Source organism: Gottschalkiaceae bacterium SANA, assembly GCA_036323355.1.
Lineage (GTDB): Bacteria > Bacillota > Clostridia > Tissierellales > GPF-1 > GPF-1.
The window spans coordinates 1,523,042-1,542,971 of record AP028876.1; the positions used below are offsets into that span (position 1 = coordinate 1,523,042).

Genomic DNA, 19,930 nt, shown 5'->3' on the forward strand with positions numbered 1-19,930 from the left:
ATTATGAAAAAAAGTAAGTTGATCATCGTAGTTACATTGCTTATATGCATGAGTATGTCTGGCATTGCTTTCGCGCAAGGTGAAGCCGGCGCAATTAATAGTGCGGGATACGGAAATACCTATGTGATAAAAAATGATGGTTCCCTCTGGGGTTGGGGTGGACAATACGTTGGAAACGGAACGGGTTATAAAGAAGGTCAAGCTACACCCGTGAAGATTATGGACAATGTACGTAGTGTATCCAGTGGTGGCAGTCAAGTAAGGGTTGCTGTAAAAAAAGATGATACTCTTTGGGGTTGGGGATCTTTAGACGGATATCCAACAGGAACTGCACAAGATTCAACAGAATTGTATCCAGTGAAGTTAAGTATTGAAGATGTGAAAAGTGCGGCCGCAGGTCCTGATTTTATTTTAGCTTTAAAGAATGACAATAGCTTGTGGGTATGCGGAGATATGTACCTGGGTGATGGCACGGACACCAAAGCAGATGATCCCAGTGGATTTAAAAAAGTGACTGAAAACGTAATGGACATGCATGCCGGTGTTGAAAATGTGTATCTGATTAAAGAAGATAACAGCCTGTGGGGATATGGCAACAACCGTGATGCACAGTTGGGAAATATGACAACGAGTGGGGACACCAGTACAGATGATGAGCTTAGCTTGACGAAAATACTGGATGATGTAAAATTCGTGACGGCATGCCCGGATGGAAATGTGGTCTTTGCGATCAGACTTGATAACAGTTTGTATGGCTGGGGAAACAGTGGTTTTTATGCAGAGGGACACGGCTGGGTGGAAGACGCAGGGTCCCCATATAAAGTGATGGATCAGGTGAAAACTGTTGCGGTTGATGGTGAAAGTGCATTCATCGTTAAAATGGACAACACCCTATGGGGCTGGGGCTACAGTTATGAAGGCAAAAGCATAGGAGACGAACAGGTTCCATATAAGATTACAGATCAGGTTCTAAGTGTAACCTTAGGAGATAGACATGCATCGGTATTGAAAACAGACAATACCCTATGGACTATGGGTGGAAACTATCGGGGCGGACTTGGCTATAAGAACGATGAAACTTGGTATACGCCATTGACTAAAGTAATCGATGATGTTCAAGATTCACCCGCGGGCTGGGCTTTTGAAGAAGTGGAGAAGGCTATTGGCGAGAAACTCATTCCAGAAGATATGCAAAATAATTACACGCAATCGATCACGCGTGAGGAGTTCTGTATTCTTGCTATTCGTATGATTGAAGTGAAGTCAGGTATGGGGATTGATGAATACTTAGAAGCGGTAGGCACACAGATTGCTCCTCTTGGCACCTTTGTCGATTGTGATACCAAAGAAGTGAGAGCGGCGAAATCTCTTGGCATTACCGATGGAACGTCACCAACTGAATTTTCACCATCCAATCTGCTTACGAGAGAACAAGCGGCTAAGTTTTTAACAACAACTGCAATGGCTTGTGGTAGAGAGGCAAATTTGTCGACGCCAGCTTATGCAGATAAAAATGAAATTGCAGATTGGGCCAAGCCTTATACGGGATATGTATTTGATATTAATGTGATGAAGGGTGTGGGTGCCAATCGATTTGATCCACAGGGTTCTTATCAAAGGCAGCAAGCTTTTATGACCATGTATCGAATCTGGAAATCAATTGATCGAGTCAATACAGAAAATGTAGAGGTGTCTTTTGACACCTCTTCTACTCATATTACTGAACCGGAAGAAGCGGTCATTCCTAATAATAAACCTTATCATTCTGACTTCAAAGTAAGAATTGAGGGGACTTCAAAAAATGACGGAGAGCCCCTTGTTCTTAAATATGATCTTTATTATAAGGATGCCAATGTCAGAATTGATGCATACTATGATGATCGTATGATTTCAAGTTCGATCTATAACGACACGGCCTTTGTCACCTATACTTCTATGACAATGGGAACGAATTATGCAGAGTTGTTAGATGGAAATTGGCTTCCTATTCGTTTACTTGATCAAAAAAATTACGAATTAATAAGAAATGATCCTGAAGTAGATCAATTTAAAGTAGAGCAGCGACAACTAAATAATGAGAAAGTTACCTACATGGAGACCCTGATGAAAAATGGGACGAAAACCGAGTTTTGGTACTCGTTAACCTATAAGATCCCTTTGAAGTTTCATCAGGAATGGTGGGAATGGGAAGAGAAAACGGTCATTGATTGGGCGGTAATGGATATCGATGAATCTGTAACATTAGAAGACGACTTGTTTGATATTCCCGCGGATGCTAAGCCCATGGGTGCAGAAGCAGACGGGGGTGGACCTGTTAGTGGAAATACAAGAGACTTGCTTATGTATGAAGTAAAAGAAATTCTTCATGACGATGCAGGATCTGATGGCATGATGAATCAAGTTTTTTACTACTCAGATTCAACTTATGAAATGCTAGTGGCCTATTTTAAAAATTTATTAGCAGGAACTGAGGATTATTCTGTTTATGTACAAGAAGGAAGAACATCGATTGATGGAACCATTAATGGCGACCTTGTTATTATTATCGTTAATGATTACATGACAACGGAGCCAGAGGTAGGTATGAATGGAGTGAACGTTAATTATTATTAATGTTGAAAGATCAGTAATGAAAAATCAGATAGATTCTAGATGAACGTGCAGTGTAGATTAATATGTTATCGCAATAAGAAAAGAAATTGGGAGGTTCATATGAAATTGAAAAAAACCATTGTTCCAATAATCGGTTTACTCATGCTCTTTGCAACGGTTGCTTTCGCTACGGAATACAAAGATGGTGATTTTAAGTTTAGTGCAACAGCCGACAGTGCAACCGTTATCGGCTATACGAGTATACAAGCAAGAGAATATGTTATTCCAAGTATTACCTTGGGAGAAATCCCTGTCACTCGAATCGGGCGCTACGCATTTAATTATTGGGATGATGCTACGGGAATCGTGATTCCTGATAGCATCAAGGTGATCGAACAAGGTGCCTTTAAGAATGCCAGAGCCATCACAAGTATTGATATTCCTAACAGTGTTGTTTCGGTTGAACCCCAGGCCTTTATGGGAGCGTGGAAGGCGGAGTCCCTCCATATATCAGAGAGCATGACAAGGATTCAAGACTTTTCATTTGCCGAATGTTTTAATTTGAAAAACGTTGTTATACCTGACAATATTGTTTCCATTGGGGAAGGGGCGTTTCAATTATGCAATCGCCTTGTCGGTATCGAAATACCCGATAGCGTAACGCGGATTGCAATCAGTGCTTTTGAAGGCTGCGATGACCTGCAAAGCTTCACCTTCCCGGCAGGGATTACATCCGTGAGCTCAAAGGTTTTAAAGGGTTGTACCGAATTAACAGAAATTAACCTTCCGGAGGGTGTAACAGGGATTGGTCAATACGCTTTCTTTTATTGTAGGGATTTAGAAAGTATAGAACTTCCAAATACCCTTACAAAAATCGAAGGTTTTGCATTTTCGACTTGTATGAGTTTAAAGAGCATAACCATACCAGAGAATGTAACCTATATTAGAACAGGTGCCTTTGATCAATGTGATGAGCTCAAGAAAATCACAATATTAAATCGAGAAATGGTAATTAACGATATGATTACAGAAGGAACGGATCAAGTGGTCATTCATGGCTATGCCAATTCTACGGCACAAGCCTATGCAAACGAGAATGATATTCCTTTTGTAGCGCTTATGGAACTGTATACACCAAGCGTAGGTGTAGTTGCCCCCGTAAATACAGGTGTTTTAACACCAATAGGCAGTGATATGACGCAGTCGGGTGGTTTAGGTGATGTTACACTTCCTACGGGTCAAGAGGAGCAGACGCCTCCAACTATCGCCAATCCGCTTCAAGACATTAACAATGCAAAGCTTGGTGCGGAACGAAGAATTGACTTTTCACTTGCTTTTGCAAATGGAGGGAATCAACTAACCTTTACAAGCAATAAAGGAACTATTGATGGACTTAGCTTGGTCTATACACCCGTGAGAAGTGATGTGGTTGCCGGTAAAATTATCATGCAAATCACAGCGATGAATTCAAGCGGGCAGAAGGTAACCGACGAGTTTGCGATTAAACTCGCTGCGGAAAATCATGCACCCCTTGTTGTAAATCCAATTCCGGATCAGTCAGATGCCAAGGTCGGTCAGGAGATTGCTATTGATTTATTGACTGTATTCCGTGATGAAGATGGCGATCCATTGACCTTTGCTGTGTCGACTGGTGGGATCTTCAAACAATCATCTCATCTGTTTTCCTATACACCTCACGCAGTTCAAGCAGGAAGCAATCAACTGATTCGTGTGCGGGCAATTGATACAGAGCATGGCGTATGGGTGGAAGATAGCTTTATTCTTACTATTGCTTCTGCAGATATTCAACCGCCTGCACTGACAAGGTTTACGGCAATCGGTGTATTTGAAAATTATCCGAGGATCCAATTGACGGCAGAACAGAATGAAGAGGGCTTAATCTATGTGGCGATACTCCCAGAGGGAGATCTCACGGTTGTTGATAAGACCTATATGAGCGATCATGCAATGAAGATAGAAGTGGGTGCGGATGAACTCATTGAAAAAGAAGTATCGAACACCAATCTTCTAGTGGGAACCTACACGGTGCATTTTATGGCAGAAGATATGGCGGGGAATCTATCGAGCGTATCGAAAATTGAAGATGTAATGATTGCTGCACCTCTTGCATTGACAATGCCACTAGAGATCAATGTTCAAGTGACGCATGTCACCTATGCTGGGGAGAGTAATGGAAGCCTTACGATTACTCCAAATGCAGCCAATGCATGTGAATATGAAGTCAATGGGGTTTGGACAGACGAAAACAAGCAGACCCATTTACGCGCCGGTACTTATCATGTTAGGGCGAGAGTCAAAGATCAACCAGAAAACGTCACAGAAATTCAATCCGTAGAGATCATGGATGGACCAGAAATTGAGACGGTAAGTGTATTTGATGATTCCACCAATCACTGGGGGAAAATTGCCATTGGAAATCTTGCAACAAGAGGGATTATCAAAGGAAAATCAAAAACTGCATTTGGCCCAGACGATACCATTACCAAGGCGGAATTTGTGACCCTTATGGTCAGATACTTTGCAATGACAAGTGACCAAACGGAGTCTTACCTCGATGTTTTTCCTGATGATTGGTACGCAAAAAATATTGCGATTGCAAAGGATAATCGTATTATTCCGGACGTTTATGGCAAGTTCTTCAAAGCTGAAGATGCAATCACCCGTCAAGATATGATGTATATTCTTCATCGATCGATCTTATTAAGTGGACAAACCATTCCGGCCAAGCATTTGTCGTTGAATGATTTTACAGATAGAAGCGCTATTTTGGACTATGCGCTTGAGGGAGCCGAATACCTGGTATCACGTGATATCATTCACGGATATGATCATAAAATCAATCCGACAGCGACATCTACCAGAGCAGAAGTTGCACAGATGCTCTATAATCTGACAGAAAAATAATAGAAAATGGGAGGGTGCATGAAAATGTGTACCCTCTTGTTTTTAAAGAAGGAGGAAGATGGGTGTTTCTTCTTCAGGGATTCCATTGTATGATGGAACTATCAAGTGGTTTGGAAAATTTTTATATATTAGTTATTTAATTTAAGATGTTTGTTTACATGGGTGTCAGGTCCTTCTTTAAAAGATGGATTTATACAATAAGAATCTCGGAGGTAGTCGTAATATGGGTGATGGCAGATATTATACACCAGAGCAGTTTTTTAGTGTCTTATTATTCACTTCACTGATCATCGTAATGGTAGTCAGTTTTATGTTATGCCTCTTTAAAGTTGATCGATATAAAAAATGGATATTAACAACATCTGGTTTGCTAGGGCTTTCTCTCCTTGCAGCATTTATCGCAGAAGTTGCCTACGCACAAACACGGATTGATCGAATGAATGCGCTCAGTAAGGGAGCGCTAATTTCATATTTTTTGATTTCTTTGGTATTTTATTTTCGTTATTTTATGAAAGTTAGAAATGACAAGGCCTTTGCCGCAATGTTGATAGTCCTGTTCCTATTTCCACTTGGAATCTATGTTATACGTCCCGACTTAATTAATGCTGCCTACGTTATATTTGTTCTTGATTCGATTTTTTTATCCCATCGATTTGTGAAATATCGGGTGAGTTCATCGGTGTTTTCGGATGTGAAAAAGCTCATGCTGGATTACGTTTTTATTATTGGTATAAACGGCGAGGTTATTTTTAAAAGTGACAAGGTTAGCAATTCTCCGTTTTTCAAAGAATCAACTCGAGTAAACAGTGAGAAGATCGAAAGTCTTTTTACCAATGCTGCAATCACGAGAAATGCATTTGGCAAACAGCTGATTAAACTAAATGGCCATGACATTCACTATTTCCAATATCATAAAAAAGAGATTTTTGATAAGGGGAAGATCGCTGGTTATATTTTAACTTTTACAGATATAACTGAACTTGTAGCCATGCTGGACGAGTTGCGGAGTAAACAAGAAGAGACTTCGAAGATTAATAAAGAACTTACGAAGCAGAAAGAAATCGTGTATGGATTAGAACGAGAAAAAGAAATTAATTCTTTATTGGATGAAATTGTGGGGACGCAACAAAAAGCGATGCATGATTTGAAATGCAAAATTGAGAAGTTGAACATAGAGGATGACGATTTTATTGAGAAAACGGAAGCCTTGATTAGCAATGCTAAATCTGATTTGAAGGATGTTCGAGATGTTGTAACAGCATATATGGACTATTATGATGAAGGGGGACATGATGATTAGAATAATGATAGCTGATGATCAAGCGTTATTGAGAAAGTCGTTAGGCCAGATAATTAGTACCGATGAAGAGATCAGTGTAGTAGCGATGGCATCTACAGGTAGAGAAGCCATAGACGAGTGCGAAAGACTGAAGCCGGATATAATTATGATGGATATTGAAATGCCTGAGATGGATGGAATTGCAGCTTTAAAAATCATTAAAGAAAAAGTTCCTCAAACGAAAATCATCATTCTAACGACTTTTGATAATAAAGAAAACATTATCGCATCGTTTTTAGCGAAGGCTGATGGCTATATTACCAAAGACATTGATCCTCAGGAACTGATTACAACAATCAAGTGTGTGAATTATGGACTTACGGTTATTCACAAAAGTGTAAAAGAGATCATGATAGAAAAATTTGAAAAATTAGAGAGTAAACGGAAGAATTATGCAGATGTGCTGAATGTCGAAGAAATTGATATGATCAAGTTGATTGTAGATGGCAAGAGCAACAAGAATCTTGCGCAGGCCTTTAATTATTCGGAAGGAACAGTGAAGAACAAGGTGAGTCGTATTTATGAAAAATTGAATATATCAGATCGATTGCAACTGGCCGTTTATGCTGTGGAAAATGGAATCGAATAATGAGTGAGATATTAAAGTACGAAATTGAAGCGATTTGTGTTGTGCATATCATTTCCATTATTCTTGCCATTGTTTTCTTTATGATGTTTTACATCAAAGCGAATAAAGATTATTCGACAAAGGCATTCCTCATCATGCAAATCAGCATTATTGGCTGGCTCGTATTTAAAATATTTAAGACGGTTTCCACGACTGAGATTTCTAGGTGGTGGTTTATTGTTGGTTATTATTTCTTTGCCTGCGTATTTGAAGTTGCTTTTTTAGAATTCACTTATGCATATTATAAAGGGAGACCCTTAAAAAAGAAAATACGAATGCTCTTGTATGTATTTCCGATTATGCAATTTTTAGCGATCGTAACGAATCCTTCTCATCACTTGTTTTATGCCAAGTATACTTTCTGGGGTGATAGCTTTGGGGTCTTGTTTTATGTACATACCTTTATCGTGTATGGATTTATCGCAGCCGGTTTTTTTTATGGGTGTTTAACCTTTGCAAAACGATTCAAAGGTGAAAAGGTCTGGTATAAACTGCTAATTGCGAGCACGATTATCTTGCCACTCATTATCAATATTCTGTTTATAACGAAAGTATTGCACAAGTTTGTCAGGTCGATTGGAATCCCTGTGATCTTTGATATCACACCCATTGTCTTTGTGTTTTCCACCCTGGTATTTGTCTATGCAACATTTAATCATGAATTCATTAATCTTTCTCCCATGATGAGATATGAAATCGTCCATCGACTGGATACACCGATTTGTGTGCTTGATTCTAGTTTTGATGTGATTTATATCAATGAAAAATTGGAAGAAACCCTGGGTGAGCACGCCATGGTTAGGGTTGGTGAAAGCATGAAACAAATCGATGTGCTAAGAAGTAGAAACAAGAAAAAGTTGATCGAAATCGGTGATCAAGTTTATACGATGTTAATTCGAGGCGTACGGACTTTAAGGGAAACCCAATACTTAATAACGCTTCATAATATCACTGACTATAAGAGTATTGAAGGGAAAATCGTATTGGAACAAAAAGCCCTTGCTCGGACCAATCAAGAGCTTGAAATGACAATCAAGAAACTGACAAGAACGTCGAGGAAAGGGGCGAGAAATTATGTGGCAAGAGAACTTCATGATATCATCGGTCATTCTCTTGTTGTTACCATCAAACTATTAGAGGTTTCGACTTTATATGTCAATAAAGACCGTGAACTCAGTACAACGGCGTTGTTAGATGGGCTTTCATCCCTAGAGTCAGGAATTAATAGTTTAGAAAGTATTACATCAAAAGAAAATACTTACACGGGCAGTGATCTTGAGAAAGCCATTCAAAAGATGTTGAATCGGATTAAAGCGACAGAAATTACAACACGGCTAAGTTTTAAAGGCTTGCATTTCAATGTAGAAGAAAAGATCTATGATGGGATCAATCGGGTCTGCCAGGAATTGGTTACGAATTCATTAAAGCATGCAAAAGCAAAAAAAATTTTTGTGTCTGTGAACATTAAACCGGAGGATATCACAATTCTTGTGCTGGACAATGGTGTAGGCTGTGAAGAATTGGTGATGGGAAATGGGCTACATGGAATCAAAGAACGGCTAAAACTTATTAATGGCGAAATTGCTTTTATCACATCACCGGATGAAGGCTTTATGAGTAAAGTACTTATCAAAGGGTGAATGAATAATATAGCGAAGTCCAGATATAAGAAGAACCTGATTTCACAAGTGTGAATCAGGTTCTTTACTTACCCACCATGTATTTCATAACTTACATTTTACAACCTCTACCATAAAATGCAATGTGATTTGCAGGATGGTTATTTATAAAATACAGCAAATCGATAAAACAACACAGGTGCTTATCGTATATATTGACCAGCGGTTAGCAAAAGAATATAATTAAGCTGAACAAGCGTTAGTAAAATATAAGGAGGTCTAATATATGCCAGTAAAACTATATGAGAAAGAAGAAATCTTAGATTCATGTTTTGAGACTTTTGTCAGAACTGGATATACAAAAACGACCACTGCCATGCTAGCAGAGGCGGCTGGTATATCAAAAGCCTTGTTATTTCATCATTTTAAAAGCAAAAAAAAGACCTATATCAGTGTGTTGGACCGTTGTTTCGAAAAAATGTCATCGGATATGATTGAGGAACCCTTATCAGATTTTACCAACTTCTTTGAAGCTAAAGGACAAAGTGGTTCTTATAAAATAGATTATTTAAGACAAAACCCCAAGGTGAGTAAATTGTTATTTGAGGCTTTTCACTCTACACCAGATGAATTAAAAGAGGAAATTGGCAAATTTTCACTACATGCCAAAGAGAAATATGGTGCAATCGATGTGTCTAAGGAGAAATTGATGAAAGATTTATTTAACGAGATTCCTCTTAGAGATGGCGTTGATCAGGATCATGCCTTTGAGCTGGTGAATGTTGTTATGACTCATTTTAGAAAGAGCATTGCAATAGATCTGACTGATGTTAATAAAATACAAGATAATGCCTATTGGGATGATTTATTTAATCGGAAAAGGATCTTTCTAGATATGATTCGTTATGGAATAGAAGAAAGGTAGGTGGGATGGATGAATTCAACGGTATATAGTTTTAAGGAACTAGTCGTGCCAAAGCGTTCTCAAGTAGGAGGCAAAGCAACGAATCTGATTAAATTGTCTACGATTGATAGTATTACTCTTCCAGAAGGTTTCTGCATCACGACCAAGGCTTATAGCGAACTATTTAAAAATAACAAAGCCTTAGACGAACTACTGACTCAACTCTCACAGGTAAAAATAAATGAAATTGAACGGATCAGTGAAATCAGCGGGTTAATACGTGATGTCATCGTTAGAACGAGTATGCCTGAAAAACTTACGAGTGAAATTGCAATCCATCTCAAAAAACTAGGAGAACATAAAGCGTATGCGGTCCGATCTAGCGCTACAGATGAAGACCTACCAACGGCTTCCTTCGCAGGTCAACATGATACGTATTTAAATATAATTGGGTTTGATCAGATTGGAAAACATATAAGCAAATGCTGGGCTTCTCTTTTTACAGAACGAGCGATCATATACCGAATTCTAAATGGTTTCGATCATAGAAAAGTTTGTTTGGCTGTTCTTGTGCAAGAGATGATTTTCCCGGATGCTTCAGGAATTATGTTCACCGCCGACCCGATCACCTCTAATCGCAAAGTCGTGTCAATTGATGCAAGTTTCGGTCTTGGTGAAGCCTTGGTGTCTGGTCTTGTGAATGCGGATCACTACAAAGTATGCGGGGGTAAAATTACCGATAAAGAGATAGCCAGCAAGGACGTGGGAATTTATGCAAAACAAGATGGTGGAACTGAGAGAATTACAGTTAGTGATGACTTAAAAAATAAGCAAACCCTAAGCGATTATCAAATACTCGAACTTGAAAGAGTCGGCAGAAAAATTGAAGCATACTTTTCATATCCACAAGACATAGAGTGGTGTATTTTGGATGGGTTGATATATATTCTTCAGAGCAGACCAATAACCACTTTATATCCGCTAGCTGATACAAAGAATGAGGAAAAAAGAGTTTTTATTTCATCGGGTCATATGCAAATGATGACAGCTCCGATAAAACCACTTGGAATGTTCTTTTTTAATTCGGTTATTAGCGAGCCTCCTTCACAAGAAATTGGAGGAAGACATTACATTGATGTTACCCATGATTTAGCCACGCCATTCGGAAGAATGATTGCAATGAAATTATTGACCCTGATCGGGGATACTCTCATTACAAATTCAGTCTTGAAGATTGTAAATGACAAGCAACTGATAAAAAAACTTCCAAAAGGAAAAGAAAAAGTTTTTAATCTACAAAACAATAGTGGAGCATTATCAATTATGCATCATGCTTATAAAGCGTATAAAGAAAATGATCCTGATATAGTCAAAGAACTAATCAATGAAGAGCAACAAGATATTGAAAAGATGCGAAAGGAACTTCACAAATTATCAGGAGATGAAGTGTTTGAGTATATTTATAGAGATCACGATAATAGAAGATTAAAATTGGCGACTCCTCCGAAAGCTGGTGTGATTACAGCTGCGATGTTAGCTACAAAATGGTTTGATAGAAAGATCAAGAAGTGGGTTGGAGAGGCAAATGCAGCGGATTCCATTATTATGTCGATCCCCAATAGTGTTACAGCGGATACTGGTTTTTCTCTTATGGATGTAGCCGATGTTGTAAGAAAGTATCCAGAAGTAATTGATTACCTGAAGGATCCAAGGGATCAAACGTTTTTTGAGGATATCAGAAAGCTTGATGGTGGTAATCTTGTATGTGACTCATTCAATGGATACTTATCTAAATATGGTATGCGTTGTTCCGGAGATATTGATATAACAGTTCCTAGGTGGAGCGAAAAACCGACTGATTTAGTTCCTATGATTCTAAACAATATTAAAAACTTCAAACCCAACGCTTCTGCGCTTAAATATGAACAAGGGAAAGCTCAATCTGAAAAAAGAATACAAGAAATAGTAAGTCAAGTAGAGAAGTTGCCTCGGGGTAAGAAAAAAGCCAAAAAGATAAGGCGAATGGCTAGCTTGATTCGTAATTATATAGGCTATCGTGAATATCCTAAGTTTTCTTACATGAAAAGGTACTTGATCTATAAAGAAGCAATGCTAAAGGAAGCTGAAAATCTGATTCAAAGTGGCGTTCTTGATGAGGTAGAAGATATTTACTATCTACACTTCGACGAATTTAGAGCAGTTGTTAATGGGAAAAAACTCGACCATCCGTTAATTGATAAAAGGAAAAAAGACTATGAAAAATTTGAAAAACTAACCCCTCCAAGAGTGATGACATCGGATGGTGAAATCATCACAGGCGAGTACCATCGGGATAACCTTCCTCATAATGCTTTGCCAGGTTTGCCTGTTTCTATGGGTATAGTCGAAGGTCGAGCTCGTATTGTAAAAAATATAAAAGACGCATCTCTTTCAGAAGGTGATATTCTTGTAGCTGAATTCACAGATCCTAGCTGGACACCAGCTTTTGTATCAATCAAAGGATTAGTTACAGAAGTCGGTGGACTGATGACTCATGGTGCCGTCATTGCTCGTGAATTCGGTCTGCCAGCAGTGGTAAGTGTAAGAGATGCAACGACATTAATTAAAGATGGCCAACTAATCCGGCTTAATGGTAACGAAGGGTATATTGTAATTCTCTCTGAATAAAGGGCGCTCCCATAGGTGTGTTCTTGTATGTGCCTTTGAAATATCGTATGATGAAAATGGAATTCATAATAGAGAATTACAAGTACGGTAAAATTCGATAGTAAATAGGGATGTGATCTAGATGGAAGCAAATAATCGCATATATGTAGCAATTGATCTTAAATCCTTTTATGCTTCCGTGGAATGCCTGGAACGAGGTTTAGATCCATTGACGACCAACCTTGTGGTAGCAGATGCAAGCAGGACTGAAAAGACCATCTGTCTAGCGGTATCACCTTCATTAAAAGTCTTTGGGATTCCTGGTCGAGCTCGTTTGTTTGAAGTGGTTCAAAAGGTCAAAGAAGAGAATGCGAAACGAATATGGCATGCACCCAATAAGAAATTTAAGGGTTCGTCATTTCATGCTGAGGAACTTGAAAAATCGCCAGACTTAGCCATTGATTATATTGCTGCTCCACCGAGAATGGCTTTTTATATTGAATATAGTACTCGTATTTACAATGTATATTTGAAGTATGTTGCAGCAGAAGATATTCATGTCTATTCCATTGATGAGGTCTTTATGGATGTGACCAACTATTTAAAATCAGCCAAGCTGAGTGCACGAGAATTCGCTAAGATGATTATTAAGGATGTTCTTGATACTGTGGGAGTGACTGCAACAGCCGGGATAGGGACCAATTTATATTTATGTAAAATTGCAATGGACATTGTCGCAAAACATATTCCTCCTGATCATGATGGTGTTAGGATTGCTGAAATTGATGAGATGAAGTATAGAGAACTCTTGTGGACTCATCAGCCCATTACCGATTTTTGGCGTGTGGGCAAAGGGTATGCCAAGAAACTAGAAAAATATAATATATTTACGATGGGGGACATTGCAAGGTGTTCTTTAGGAAACAAATATACCTATCATAATGAAGATTTGTTGTACAAACTATTTGGGGTGAACGCTCAACTTTTAATTGACCATGCCTGGGGCTGGGAACCATGCACCTTGGCAGATATTAAAGCATATAAACCAGCCAATAAAAGTACAGGATCCGGTCAAGTTTTACATGTCCCATATCCAAATGACAAAGCGAGAATGATTGTCCAAGAGATGACAGATTTGTTGGTTCTCGATTTGGTGGACAAAGGTCTTGTGACTGATCAAATTGTACTTACGGTAGGCTATGACATCTCCAATCTTGAAATTCCCGAGATTCGAAAGAGCTATCATGGAGAAGTAAAAACAGACTATTACGGTAGACAAGTTCCTAAACATGCCCGTGGCACCGCCAATCTTAAGAAAATGACTTCGTCCACGAAGCTGATTATGGAAGCGGTTATGGGGATATTTGACAAGAATGTGAATCCGAATTTATTGGTTCGAAGGGTCAACATAGTTGCCAACCATATTATTGATGAAAAATCAGCTAACAATCAAGTAACCTATGAACAGCTGGATTTGTTTACTGATTATGAAACGGAAAAAGTAAGTGAAGGTGAAGAAGCTGAAATGCTTGAAAAAGAGAAAAGTCTGCAACATACCATGTTAAATATTAAGAAGAAGTACGGTAAAAACGCCATCTTAAAAGGAACAAATTTACAAGAAGGTGCCACAACCAAAGAACGAAATAAACAGATTGGCGGTCATAAAGCATAGACGAGGGAAAGGAGGGGCAATGAAAAAGAAAACAAGTAAGAAACTGAAAGAATATGAAGATATCATTCATTTGCCTCATCATGTGTCTAGGACAAGACCTCAAATGCATATTGTAGATCGCGCGGCTCAATTTGCACCATTTGCTGCTGTGGTTGGGCATGAGCATGCCCTTAAAGAGGCAGCAAGAACTACGGACCAAAGAAAAGAATTAGATGAGACGGAAAAAACCATCATAGATGAACACCTAAGAGAGATTGAAGCACAGTTGCCGAATCGATTTGAAATCAAAGTAGTATATTTTAAACCGGATGAATTTAAGGATGGCGGAAAATATATCCTTAAGGTTGGAGAAGTCAAAAAGATTGATATTTATTTAAGAGAAGTTCAAATGGTAGATGGTACGAGGATAGCAATTGATGACATTCGCAGCATCGTAGGTAATAGAAAAATGGATATGTGGTATTGATGATAATTAGAGGATTGGTGCCATGAAATCAAATGAAAGAGACGAGCGATTCCATGAAAAGGAGCGCTCGTCTCTTATTAAAAATTCGTACTATCACTATTTAATCTTGGAAATACGTTCTTTTATTTGATCATAAAGACCGTCATACATAGCATAATAATAAGTTTTGTTGATTGTACCATTAATTCGATAAATCAAAATGTTTGTTTCTTTGTCTAAATGCACTTGATAGTTTTTGCCTGTATCGGCTAATACGATAGCTCCATTACTTGTATCACCAATTTTTATTTGATCATTTGGTCTCGCTTCGAGTAGTTCACCGAAATAATAAAACTCCTCATAAAACGCTTTTGCTTGTGTCGGTGATAAAGCAATTTCACCAGTTTCAAATGAGTTTACAATTCCAGAAATGGTATCTTCTGTGTTGTAAAGTAATTTTTCAGATAACCGAACGTCTTGAACGTCTACAGGTGTTATTGCAATGGGTTCACTGGTTTCTTCTATGGTTTCTTCTATGGTTTCTTCAATAGATTCTTCAATTGTAACAATACTTTCAAACATCGCATTTAATTCTTCAGAATAAGTGAATGTATAAGCAACGTCCGGAATCAGTAGTTGATGATCTTCAGAATATACAAAGCTAGCAATCATTTTTTTGTCTAAAAATGGGTTGTTTTCTTCATAATCTTGATGATATTCAATTGTATCATAGAACTCAATTTGGTCATTAATCTGGTATGATCCTTTATATACATTTATTACGTTAGCTTGTATAACATAAGTTGTATAAATTCCATCCGTATTTTTTCTTTCTAATGGTGATGCTTCAACAACTTTTAGAGCGATTGATACCTCTGTGTCTTTTATATTGTTTTCGATTAGTTCTATTGGAGGAATGGATGTATTGTCAAGGATTATAACTTCTTCGTTGTCCTTAATGGTCTCTTCGACACCAGTTTTCGTGGCTTCTTGAGAAGATGGCATCGGGGGGGTGATTGTACTACATCCGACTAGGGTGATGATAACGACACCCAACGCAGTAAGTTTATAACTGTTTCTTTTAAAGTTCTTGATCATAATGATTCTCCTTTTTATTTCACGCTTGTTTTCTAAGAGGTTTACCGTCACATGAATAAACCTAGGTTTCGATAAATATTCTAGAAAATCAAGGATCACCTTACCGTATGCGATATGTTCTTCTTCATTTAGATTATCTAACACCAATGCATCACAAGCTAATTCCATGTCGTTTCTCATTTTATAGAATGCGATCCAAACAAGTGGGTTGAACCAATGTATCAACTGAAAGATTACAATAATTGAATTCATGATTAAATCACGACGTTTTAAATGAGAAAGCTCATGGAGCATGATATATTCTAATTGCTTATCATTAAAATCGTGAAATATTCGTTTTGGGAAAATGATTTTCGGATGAATGATACCAAATAAAACAGGAACATTCAAAATATCTGTTTGGATCATATTCACGTCTTTTCGTATTTTCATTTTATCTTTGCATTTCTTTAAACGGTCTAGCTTTGCTTGCTCATATAGTTCGTCTTCTCTTCGGATTAAGTTATACAACGATAGATTCTTATAAAGAACATAATAGCCGATGACTAATAAGCCAATTAGCCATAAATAGAAGAGCAAATTCAAATGTTCCTTTTTAGGACTTAAATTTATTTGCTCTATCATAGCTGAAGGGATTGATTGCCTTGGGAAACCGTCATCTGAGAGACTATTTTCTTGTATGACAAAATCTGATTGTATGGTGGATTCACTTTGTTGAAAATACTTTGGAATATTATAGATACTCAAAGGACTCGCCGGTAATGTAGGAATCATTAAGGAGATCAATAATAAATACCAGATCATATAATGAAATTTACTACCTAATTTTTGTTTTAAAATAAATTTAACAAGAAGGATAACGATGATCAGTACGCCAGTTCGTATCGATGTTCTTATCAAAGTATCGAGTAAATCATTTAAAGTACCAATAAAATGATTCATGTTCATTCCTCTTTTTCTCCTAGTATTTTTTTCAATTCATTAATTTCATCACTGGACAAATCTGCATCTCTCAAAAAACTTGAAACCATAGTATTTAAAGATCCATTAAATATTTTTTGAACGAATGATTGGGTTTCAATTTTTCGATAATCTTCTTCTTTGGTTATAGGATAGTAAGAGTAGTAATTTCCATGCTTTTCAAAATCGAGTACACGTTTCTTAATGAGTCTATTAAGCATAGTCTTAATTGTTTTGTCACTCCAGTTAAATTGTGGATCAATATGATCAATTACTTCATGGGCAGTGATTTTTTTATGTTCCCAAATAATTTTCATAATTTCGTATTCTGCATCAGAAATTTTGGGATATTGTTCTTTATTATGCATAGCATCACCTCATAAATTATTTTGGAATTAATTGATTCCCTAGGTTGATTACACATGTAATCTATGATCATATTACACTTGTAATCGTAAACTGTCAAGATGTGATTTGCTAGTGGAAAGTGTAATGTTCGAATTAAGTTTGTTATAATGGATACAAAGAATAGAATGAAAAACGATGAAAACTCAACGGGTGAAAAAATGATTCCTTCAAACAAGAGCTGACAAGAGTTGATTGTACTGCTCTTTATGAAAATCATTAGGGGGAAAGACGACATGAATGGTTTACTGAATATAGGAAGTTTAAGTCTGGGGCTATGCGCATGGATGATTCCGATCACTATTTTGATTAAAAGTAAAGGATCACAAAGGAATGCCATAAAAGGGATACTACTAAGTTTTATTTGTGCCTTGCTTTCCTTATTGATGCAGATGATAGAGACCAAACAATTGGTTGATCAAAATGATTGGAGCGCCTTGATGGACACACAAGGAGCCCTTGTTTTTGGAGCGGTTGTGCTGGTGGTTGTTGTTCTTATACTGAATGGGATGGCATGGCTTCGTTTATCCAATTTAAATCAAATGAATAAGGGAACGAAACGTTCTTTAAAATAAATGGGAGGAATAGATATGGAAGAGTTCGCGGAATATTTGGCACGAATCGATGACCTGCAACACCGGGATCGAATGGAAGAGGTGTTGATCTGGGTGCATGAGACTTTTCCAACCTTGCAGCCTAGAATTGCGTGGAACCAGCCTATGTTTACCGACCATGGCACGTTTATTATCGGCTTTAGTGTATCCAAGCTCCACTTGGCGGTTGCTCCGGAAGAAATAACGATTAACCATTTTGCCGGAGAAATGGCAAAAGCGGGTTATGATCATACCAAACAGCTGATGCGGATCAAGTGGAAAGACCCAGTTGATTATTCCTTGCTTGAAAGAATCATTATCTTTAATATGACCGACAAGGCGGATTATTCAACCTTCTGGCGGAAAAAATGAGAAGACAATAAACTAAGTGCTATTTCAATAAAAATGCACTTGATTATAAAAATATAAGGGTTAATTCACTATTCAGCTGAAGGCATCAAAGTATGTGCTTTCTTAGAATTTTCAGCAAAGTATTCTGGAGTATGATATAATCATTAAGTTACGCATTTTTATACAAGATACGCCTCATGTGGAAACAGTGGTATGGCTAAGGAAAGAGTACTTTTTGAAAGCGGAATAATTCACTGTTAAGGCGTTGCTTTATATAGAAAAACTTATTACTGAAAATGAATAGTGAAATAGAAATTAGAGGAGAACAAGATATTGTTATTTAATGAACTACAATTAATCGAGCCAATTCAAGAGGCTCTTGTAACTAAAGGATATACAAAGGCAACCCCCATACAAAGTAAGGCAATTCCAGCGCTTTTAAAGGGTGAGGATATGTTGGGTTGTGCCCAAACAGGCACAGGAAAAACTGCTGCTTTTTCGATTCCAATACTGCAAAACCTTGCAACGAAACAAGGAAAGCAAAACGGAAAACGTAAAATTAAGGCATTGGTTGTTGCACCAACTCGTGAGTTGGCGCTTCAAATCGGAGATTCGTTCAGAGAGTATGGTACGAATCTGGAACAAAGAACGACTGTAATTTTTGGTGGCGTGGGTCAAAAACCACAAACTAACCGATTAGAAAAAGGCGTGGATATCCTAGTGGCAACACCAGGTAGACTCCTTGACTTAATCGGACAGGGTTACATTGATCTTGGTTATGTTGAGCACTTTGTGCTTGATGAAGCGGATCAAATGTTAGACATGGGTATGCTTCGCGATGTAAAAAGAATTATCAAGTATTTGCCCGCGAAAAGACAAACCATGTTCTTTTCCGCAACGATGCCAGCTTCAATCGCATCATTTGCAGATACTATTTTGAAACAGCCAGTAAAAATCACAATCAAGCCAGAGTATTCTCCCATTGATATTATTGAGCAAGAAGTTTACTTTATTGATAAAGGAAACAAAACTGCCTTATTGATTGATTTGTTGAAAGATCGAAAATATGATTCTGTCCTTGTTTTTTCAAGAACCAAACATGGTGCAGATAAAATTGTAAAAGCTTTGGCTAGACAAGGGCTTGATTCCGTAGCGATTCACGGAAACAAATCACAAAATAAAAGACAAAAGGCGCTCAAGGAGTTTAAAGAAAGAACCGTGCGAATTCTTGTTGCAACAGATGTAGCAGCACGTGGTTTGGACATTTCGGAACTTTCTCATGTGATCAACTACAACCTTTCGGAAGTCCCTGAAACCTATGTGCACCGAATTGGTCGTACGGGTCGAGCAGGTCTTGGTGGCAAAGCCATTTCATTCTGTGATTTTGAAGAAAAAGATTTGTTGAGAAGTATTGAAAAGTTGATTAGCAAAAAATTGCCAGAAGTGAAAGGTCATGCTTACCCATTGCGCGACACAACGATCAAACCAAAAGCGAAGCAGGGGCAACGACCACAGCGAAGAAATCAAGGCAATGCAGCTTCAAACGGAAGTTCTAAGCCTTCTCGAACAAATAATAGAAAAACGAAATCGACTCAATCGAACGACAGAAGATCGAAATCCACGCAAACCGATGGTCGAAAGTCAAAATCGACACAAGGGAATGGCAACAAAGCGGCAAGAGGTTCGTTTAAACAAAAGCGAAGCAGCGGCGGCGGTGGAAATGAAATTCGAACATCAGGTCGTTAGAAATAAG

The 19,930-nt window shown here is 37.9% G+C and carries 14 protein-coding genes; 12 read left to right on the top strand and 2 right to left on the bottom strand.

Going from position 1 to position 19,930, the window contains the following annotated elements; translation table 11 throughout:
- Positions 1-3: 3 nt before the first annotated feature.
- The 9 genes from AC25CA_RS07145 to AC25CA_RS07185 all read left to right on the top strand — a co-directional run bounded on the left by AC25CA_RS07145 (position 4) and on the right by AC25CA_RS07185 (position 14,791).
- Complete coding sequence (locus tag AC25CA_RS07145; protein WP_486816371.1) at positions 4-2,613, top strand: RCC1 domain-containing protein; 2,610 nt, start codon at positions 4-6, stop codon at positions 2,611-2,613.
- A gap of 99 nt (positions 2,614-2,712) precedes the next feature.
- Complete coding sequence (locus AC25CA_RS07150) at positions 2,713-5,517, top strand: leucine-rich repeat protein (RefSeq protein ID WP_486816372.1); 2,805 nt, start codon at positions 2,713-2,715, stop codon at positions 5,515-5,517.
- A 223-nt stretch (positions 5,518-5,740) separates the two neighbouring features.
- The gene (locus tag AC25CA_RS07155; RefSeq protein ID WP_486816373.1) at positions 5,741-6,817 is read left to right on the top strand and encodes a transcriptional regulator; all 1,077 of its coding nucleotides are present in this window, start codon (positions 5,741-5,743) and stop codon (positions 6,815-6,817) included.
- Positions 6,807-7,445, top strand: a complete 639-nt coding sequence (locus AC25CA_RS07160) for a response regulator (RefSeq protein ID WP_486816374.1) — start codon at positions 6,807-6,809, stop codon at positions 7,443-7,445. Before AC25CA_RS07155 ends, AC25CA_RS07160 begins: the two co-directional genes overlap by 11 nt.
- Complete coding sequence (locus AC25CA_RS07165; protein ID WP_486816375.1) at positions 7,445-9,124, top strand: sensor histidine kinase; 1,680 nt, start codon at positions 7,445-7,447, stop codon at positions 9,122-9,124. Before AC25CA_RS07160 ends, AC25CA_RS07165 begins: the two co-directional genes overlap by 1 nt.
- A gap of 265 nt (positions 9,125-9,389) precedes the next feature.
- A complete protein-coding gene (locus AC25CA_RS07170) occupies positions 9,390-10,028 on the top strand; it encodes a TetR/AcrR family transcriptional regulator (RefSeq protein ID WP_486816376.1) in 639 nt (212 codons plus the stop codon).
- 9 nt (positions 10,029-10,037) lie between these two features.
- Entirely contained in the window at positions 10,038-12,674 is a 2,637-nt protein-coding gene (ppsA, locus tag AC25CA_RS07175) for a phosphoenolpyruvate synthase (RefSeq protein WP_486816377.1), read from the top strand.
- A 121-nt stretch (positions 12,675-12,795) separates the two neighbouring features.
- Positions 12,796-14,325 (top strand): Y-family DNA polymerase, encoded by a 1,530-nt coding sequence (locus AC25CA_RS07180; protein WP_486816378.1) that lies wholly within the window; start codon positions 12,796-12,798, stop codon positions 14,323-14,325.
- A 19-nt stretch (positions 14,326-14,344) separates the two neighbouring features.
- Positions 14,345-14,791 carry a hypothetical protein gene (locus AC25CA_RS07185; protein WP_486816379.1) on the top strand — a complete coding sequence of 149 codons (447 nt, stop codon included), beginning with the start codon at positions 14,345-14,347 and terminating at the stop codon, positions 14,789-14,791.
- A 96-nt stretch (positions 14,792-14,887) separates the two neighbouring features.
- Here AC25CA_RS07185 and AC25CA_RS07190 read toward each other — a convergent pair whose 3' ends face one another.
- On the bottom strand, positions 14,888-16,810 hold the full coding sequence (locus tag AC25CA_RS07190) for a M56 family metallopeptidase (RefSeq protein ID WP_486816380.1): 1,923 nt from the start codon (positions 16,808-16,810) through the stop codon (positions 14,888-14,890).
- Positions 16,811-16,812: 2 nt separating this feature from the next.
- Positions 16,813-17,196, bottom strand: coding sequence for a BlaI/MecI/CopY family transcriptional regulator (locus tag AC25CA_RS07195; protein ID WP_486816381.1), 384 nt, complete (start codon positions 17,194-17,196; stop codon positions 16,813-16,815).
- A 273-nt stretch (positions 17,197-17,469) separates the two neighbouring features.
- On the opposite strand from AC25CA_RS07195, the gene AC25CA_RS07200 reads away from it, so the two are divergent.
- From AC25CA_RS07200 to AC25CA_RS07210, 3 genes are all read left to right on the top strand, one after another.
- Positions 17,470-17,808 (top strand): hypothetical protein, encoded by a 339-nt coding sequence (locus tag AC25CA_RS07200; protein ID WP_486816382.1) that lies wholly within the window; start codon positions 17,470-17,472, stop codon positions 17,806-17,808.
- A 15-nt stretch (positions 17,809-17,823) separates the two neighbouring features.
- Positions 17,824-18,198: an iron chaperone gene (locus AC25CA_RS07205; RefSeq protein ID WP_486816383.1), complete on the top strand. Its 375-nt coding sequence runs from the start codon at positions 17,824-17,826 to the stop codon at positions 18,196-18,198.
- Between the two features lie 312 nt (positions 18,199-18,510).
- A complete protein-coding gene (locus tag AC25CA_RS07210; RefSeq protein WP_486816384.1) occupies positions 18,511-19,923 on the top strand; it encodes a DEAD/DEAH box helicase in 1,413 nt (470 codons plus the stop codon).
- The last annotated feature ends 7 nt before the right edge of the window (positions 19,924-19,930 follow it).

Coding starts and splice junctions, on each gene's coding strand:
- AC25CA_RS07170 (WP_486816376.1), top strand. CDS start 9,390: ATGCCAGTAAAACTATATGAGAAAGAAGAAATCTTAGATTCATGTTTT.
- ppsA (WP_486816377.1), top strand. CDS start 10,038: ATGAATTCAACGGTATATAGTTTTAAGGAACTAGTCGTGCCAAAGCGT.
- AC25CA_RS07195 (WP_486816381.1), bottom strand. CDS start 17,196: ATGCATAATAAAGAACAATATCCCAAAATTTCTGATGCAGAATACGAA.
- AC25CA_RS07150 (WP_486816372.1), top strand. CDS start 2,713: ATGAAATTGAAAAAAACCATTGTTCCAATAATCGGTTTACTCATGCTC.
- AC25CA_RS07200 (WP_486816382.1), top strand. CDS start 17,470: ATGAATGGTTTACTGAATATAGGAAGTTTAAGTCTGGGGCTATGCGCA.
- AC25CA_RS07185 (WP_486816379.1), top strand. CDS start 14,345: ATGAAAAAGAAAACAAGTAAGAAACTGAAAGAATATGAAGATATCATT.
- AC25CA_RS07145 (WP_486816371.1), top strand. CDS start 4: ATGAAAAAAAGTAAGTTGATCATCGTAGTTACATTGCTTATATGCATG.
- AC25CA_RS07160 (WP_486816374.1), top strand. CDS start 6,807: ATGATGATTAGAATAATGATAGCTGATGATCAAGCGTTATTGAGAAAG.
- AC25CA_RS07165 (WP_486816375.1), top strand. CDS start 7,445: ATGAGTGAGATATTAAAGTACGAAATTGAAGCGATTTGTGTTGTGCAT.
- AC25CA_RS07190 (WP_486816380.1), bottom strand. CDS start 16,810: ATGAATCATTTTATTGGTACTTTAAATGATTTACTCGATACTTTGATA.
- AC25CA_RS07180 (WP_486816378.1), top strand. CDS start 12,796: ATGGAAGCAAATAATCGCATATATGTAGCAATTGATCTTAAATCCTTT.
- AC25CA_RS07205 (WP_486816383.1), top strand. CDS start 17,824: ATGGAAGAGTTCGCGGAATATTTGGCACGAATCGATGACCTGCAACAC.
- AC25CA_RS07155 (WP_486816373.1), top strand. CDS start 5,741: ATGGGTGATGGCAGATATTATACACCAGAGCAGTTTTTTAGTGTCTTA.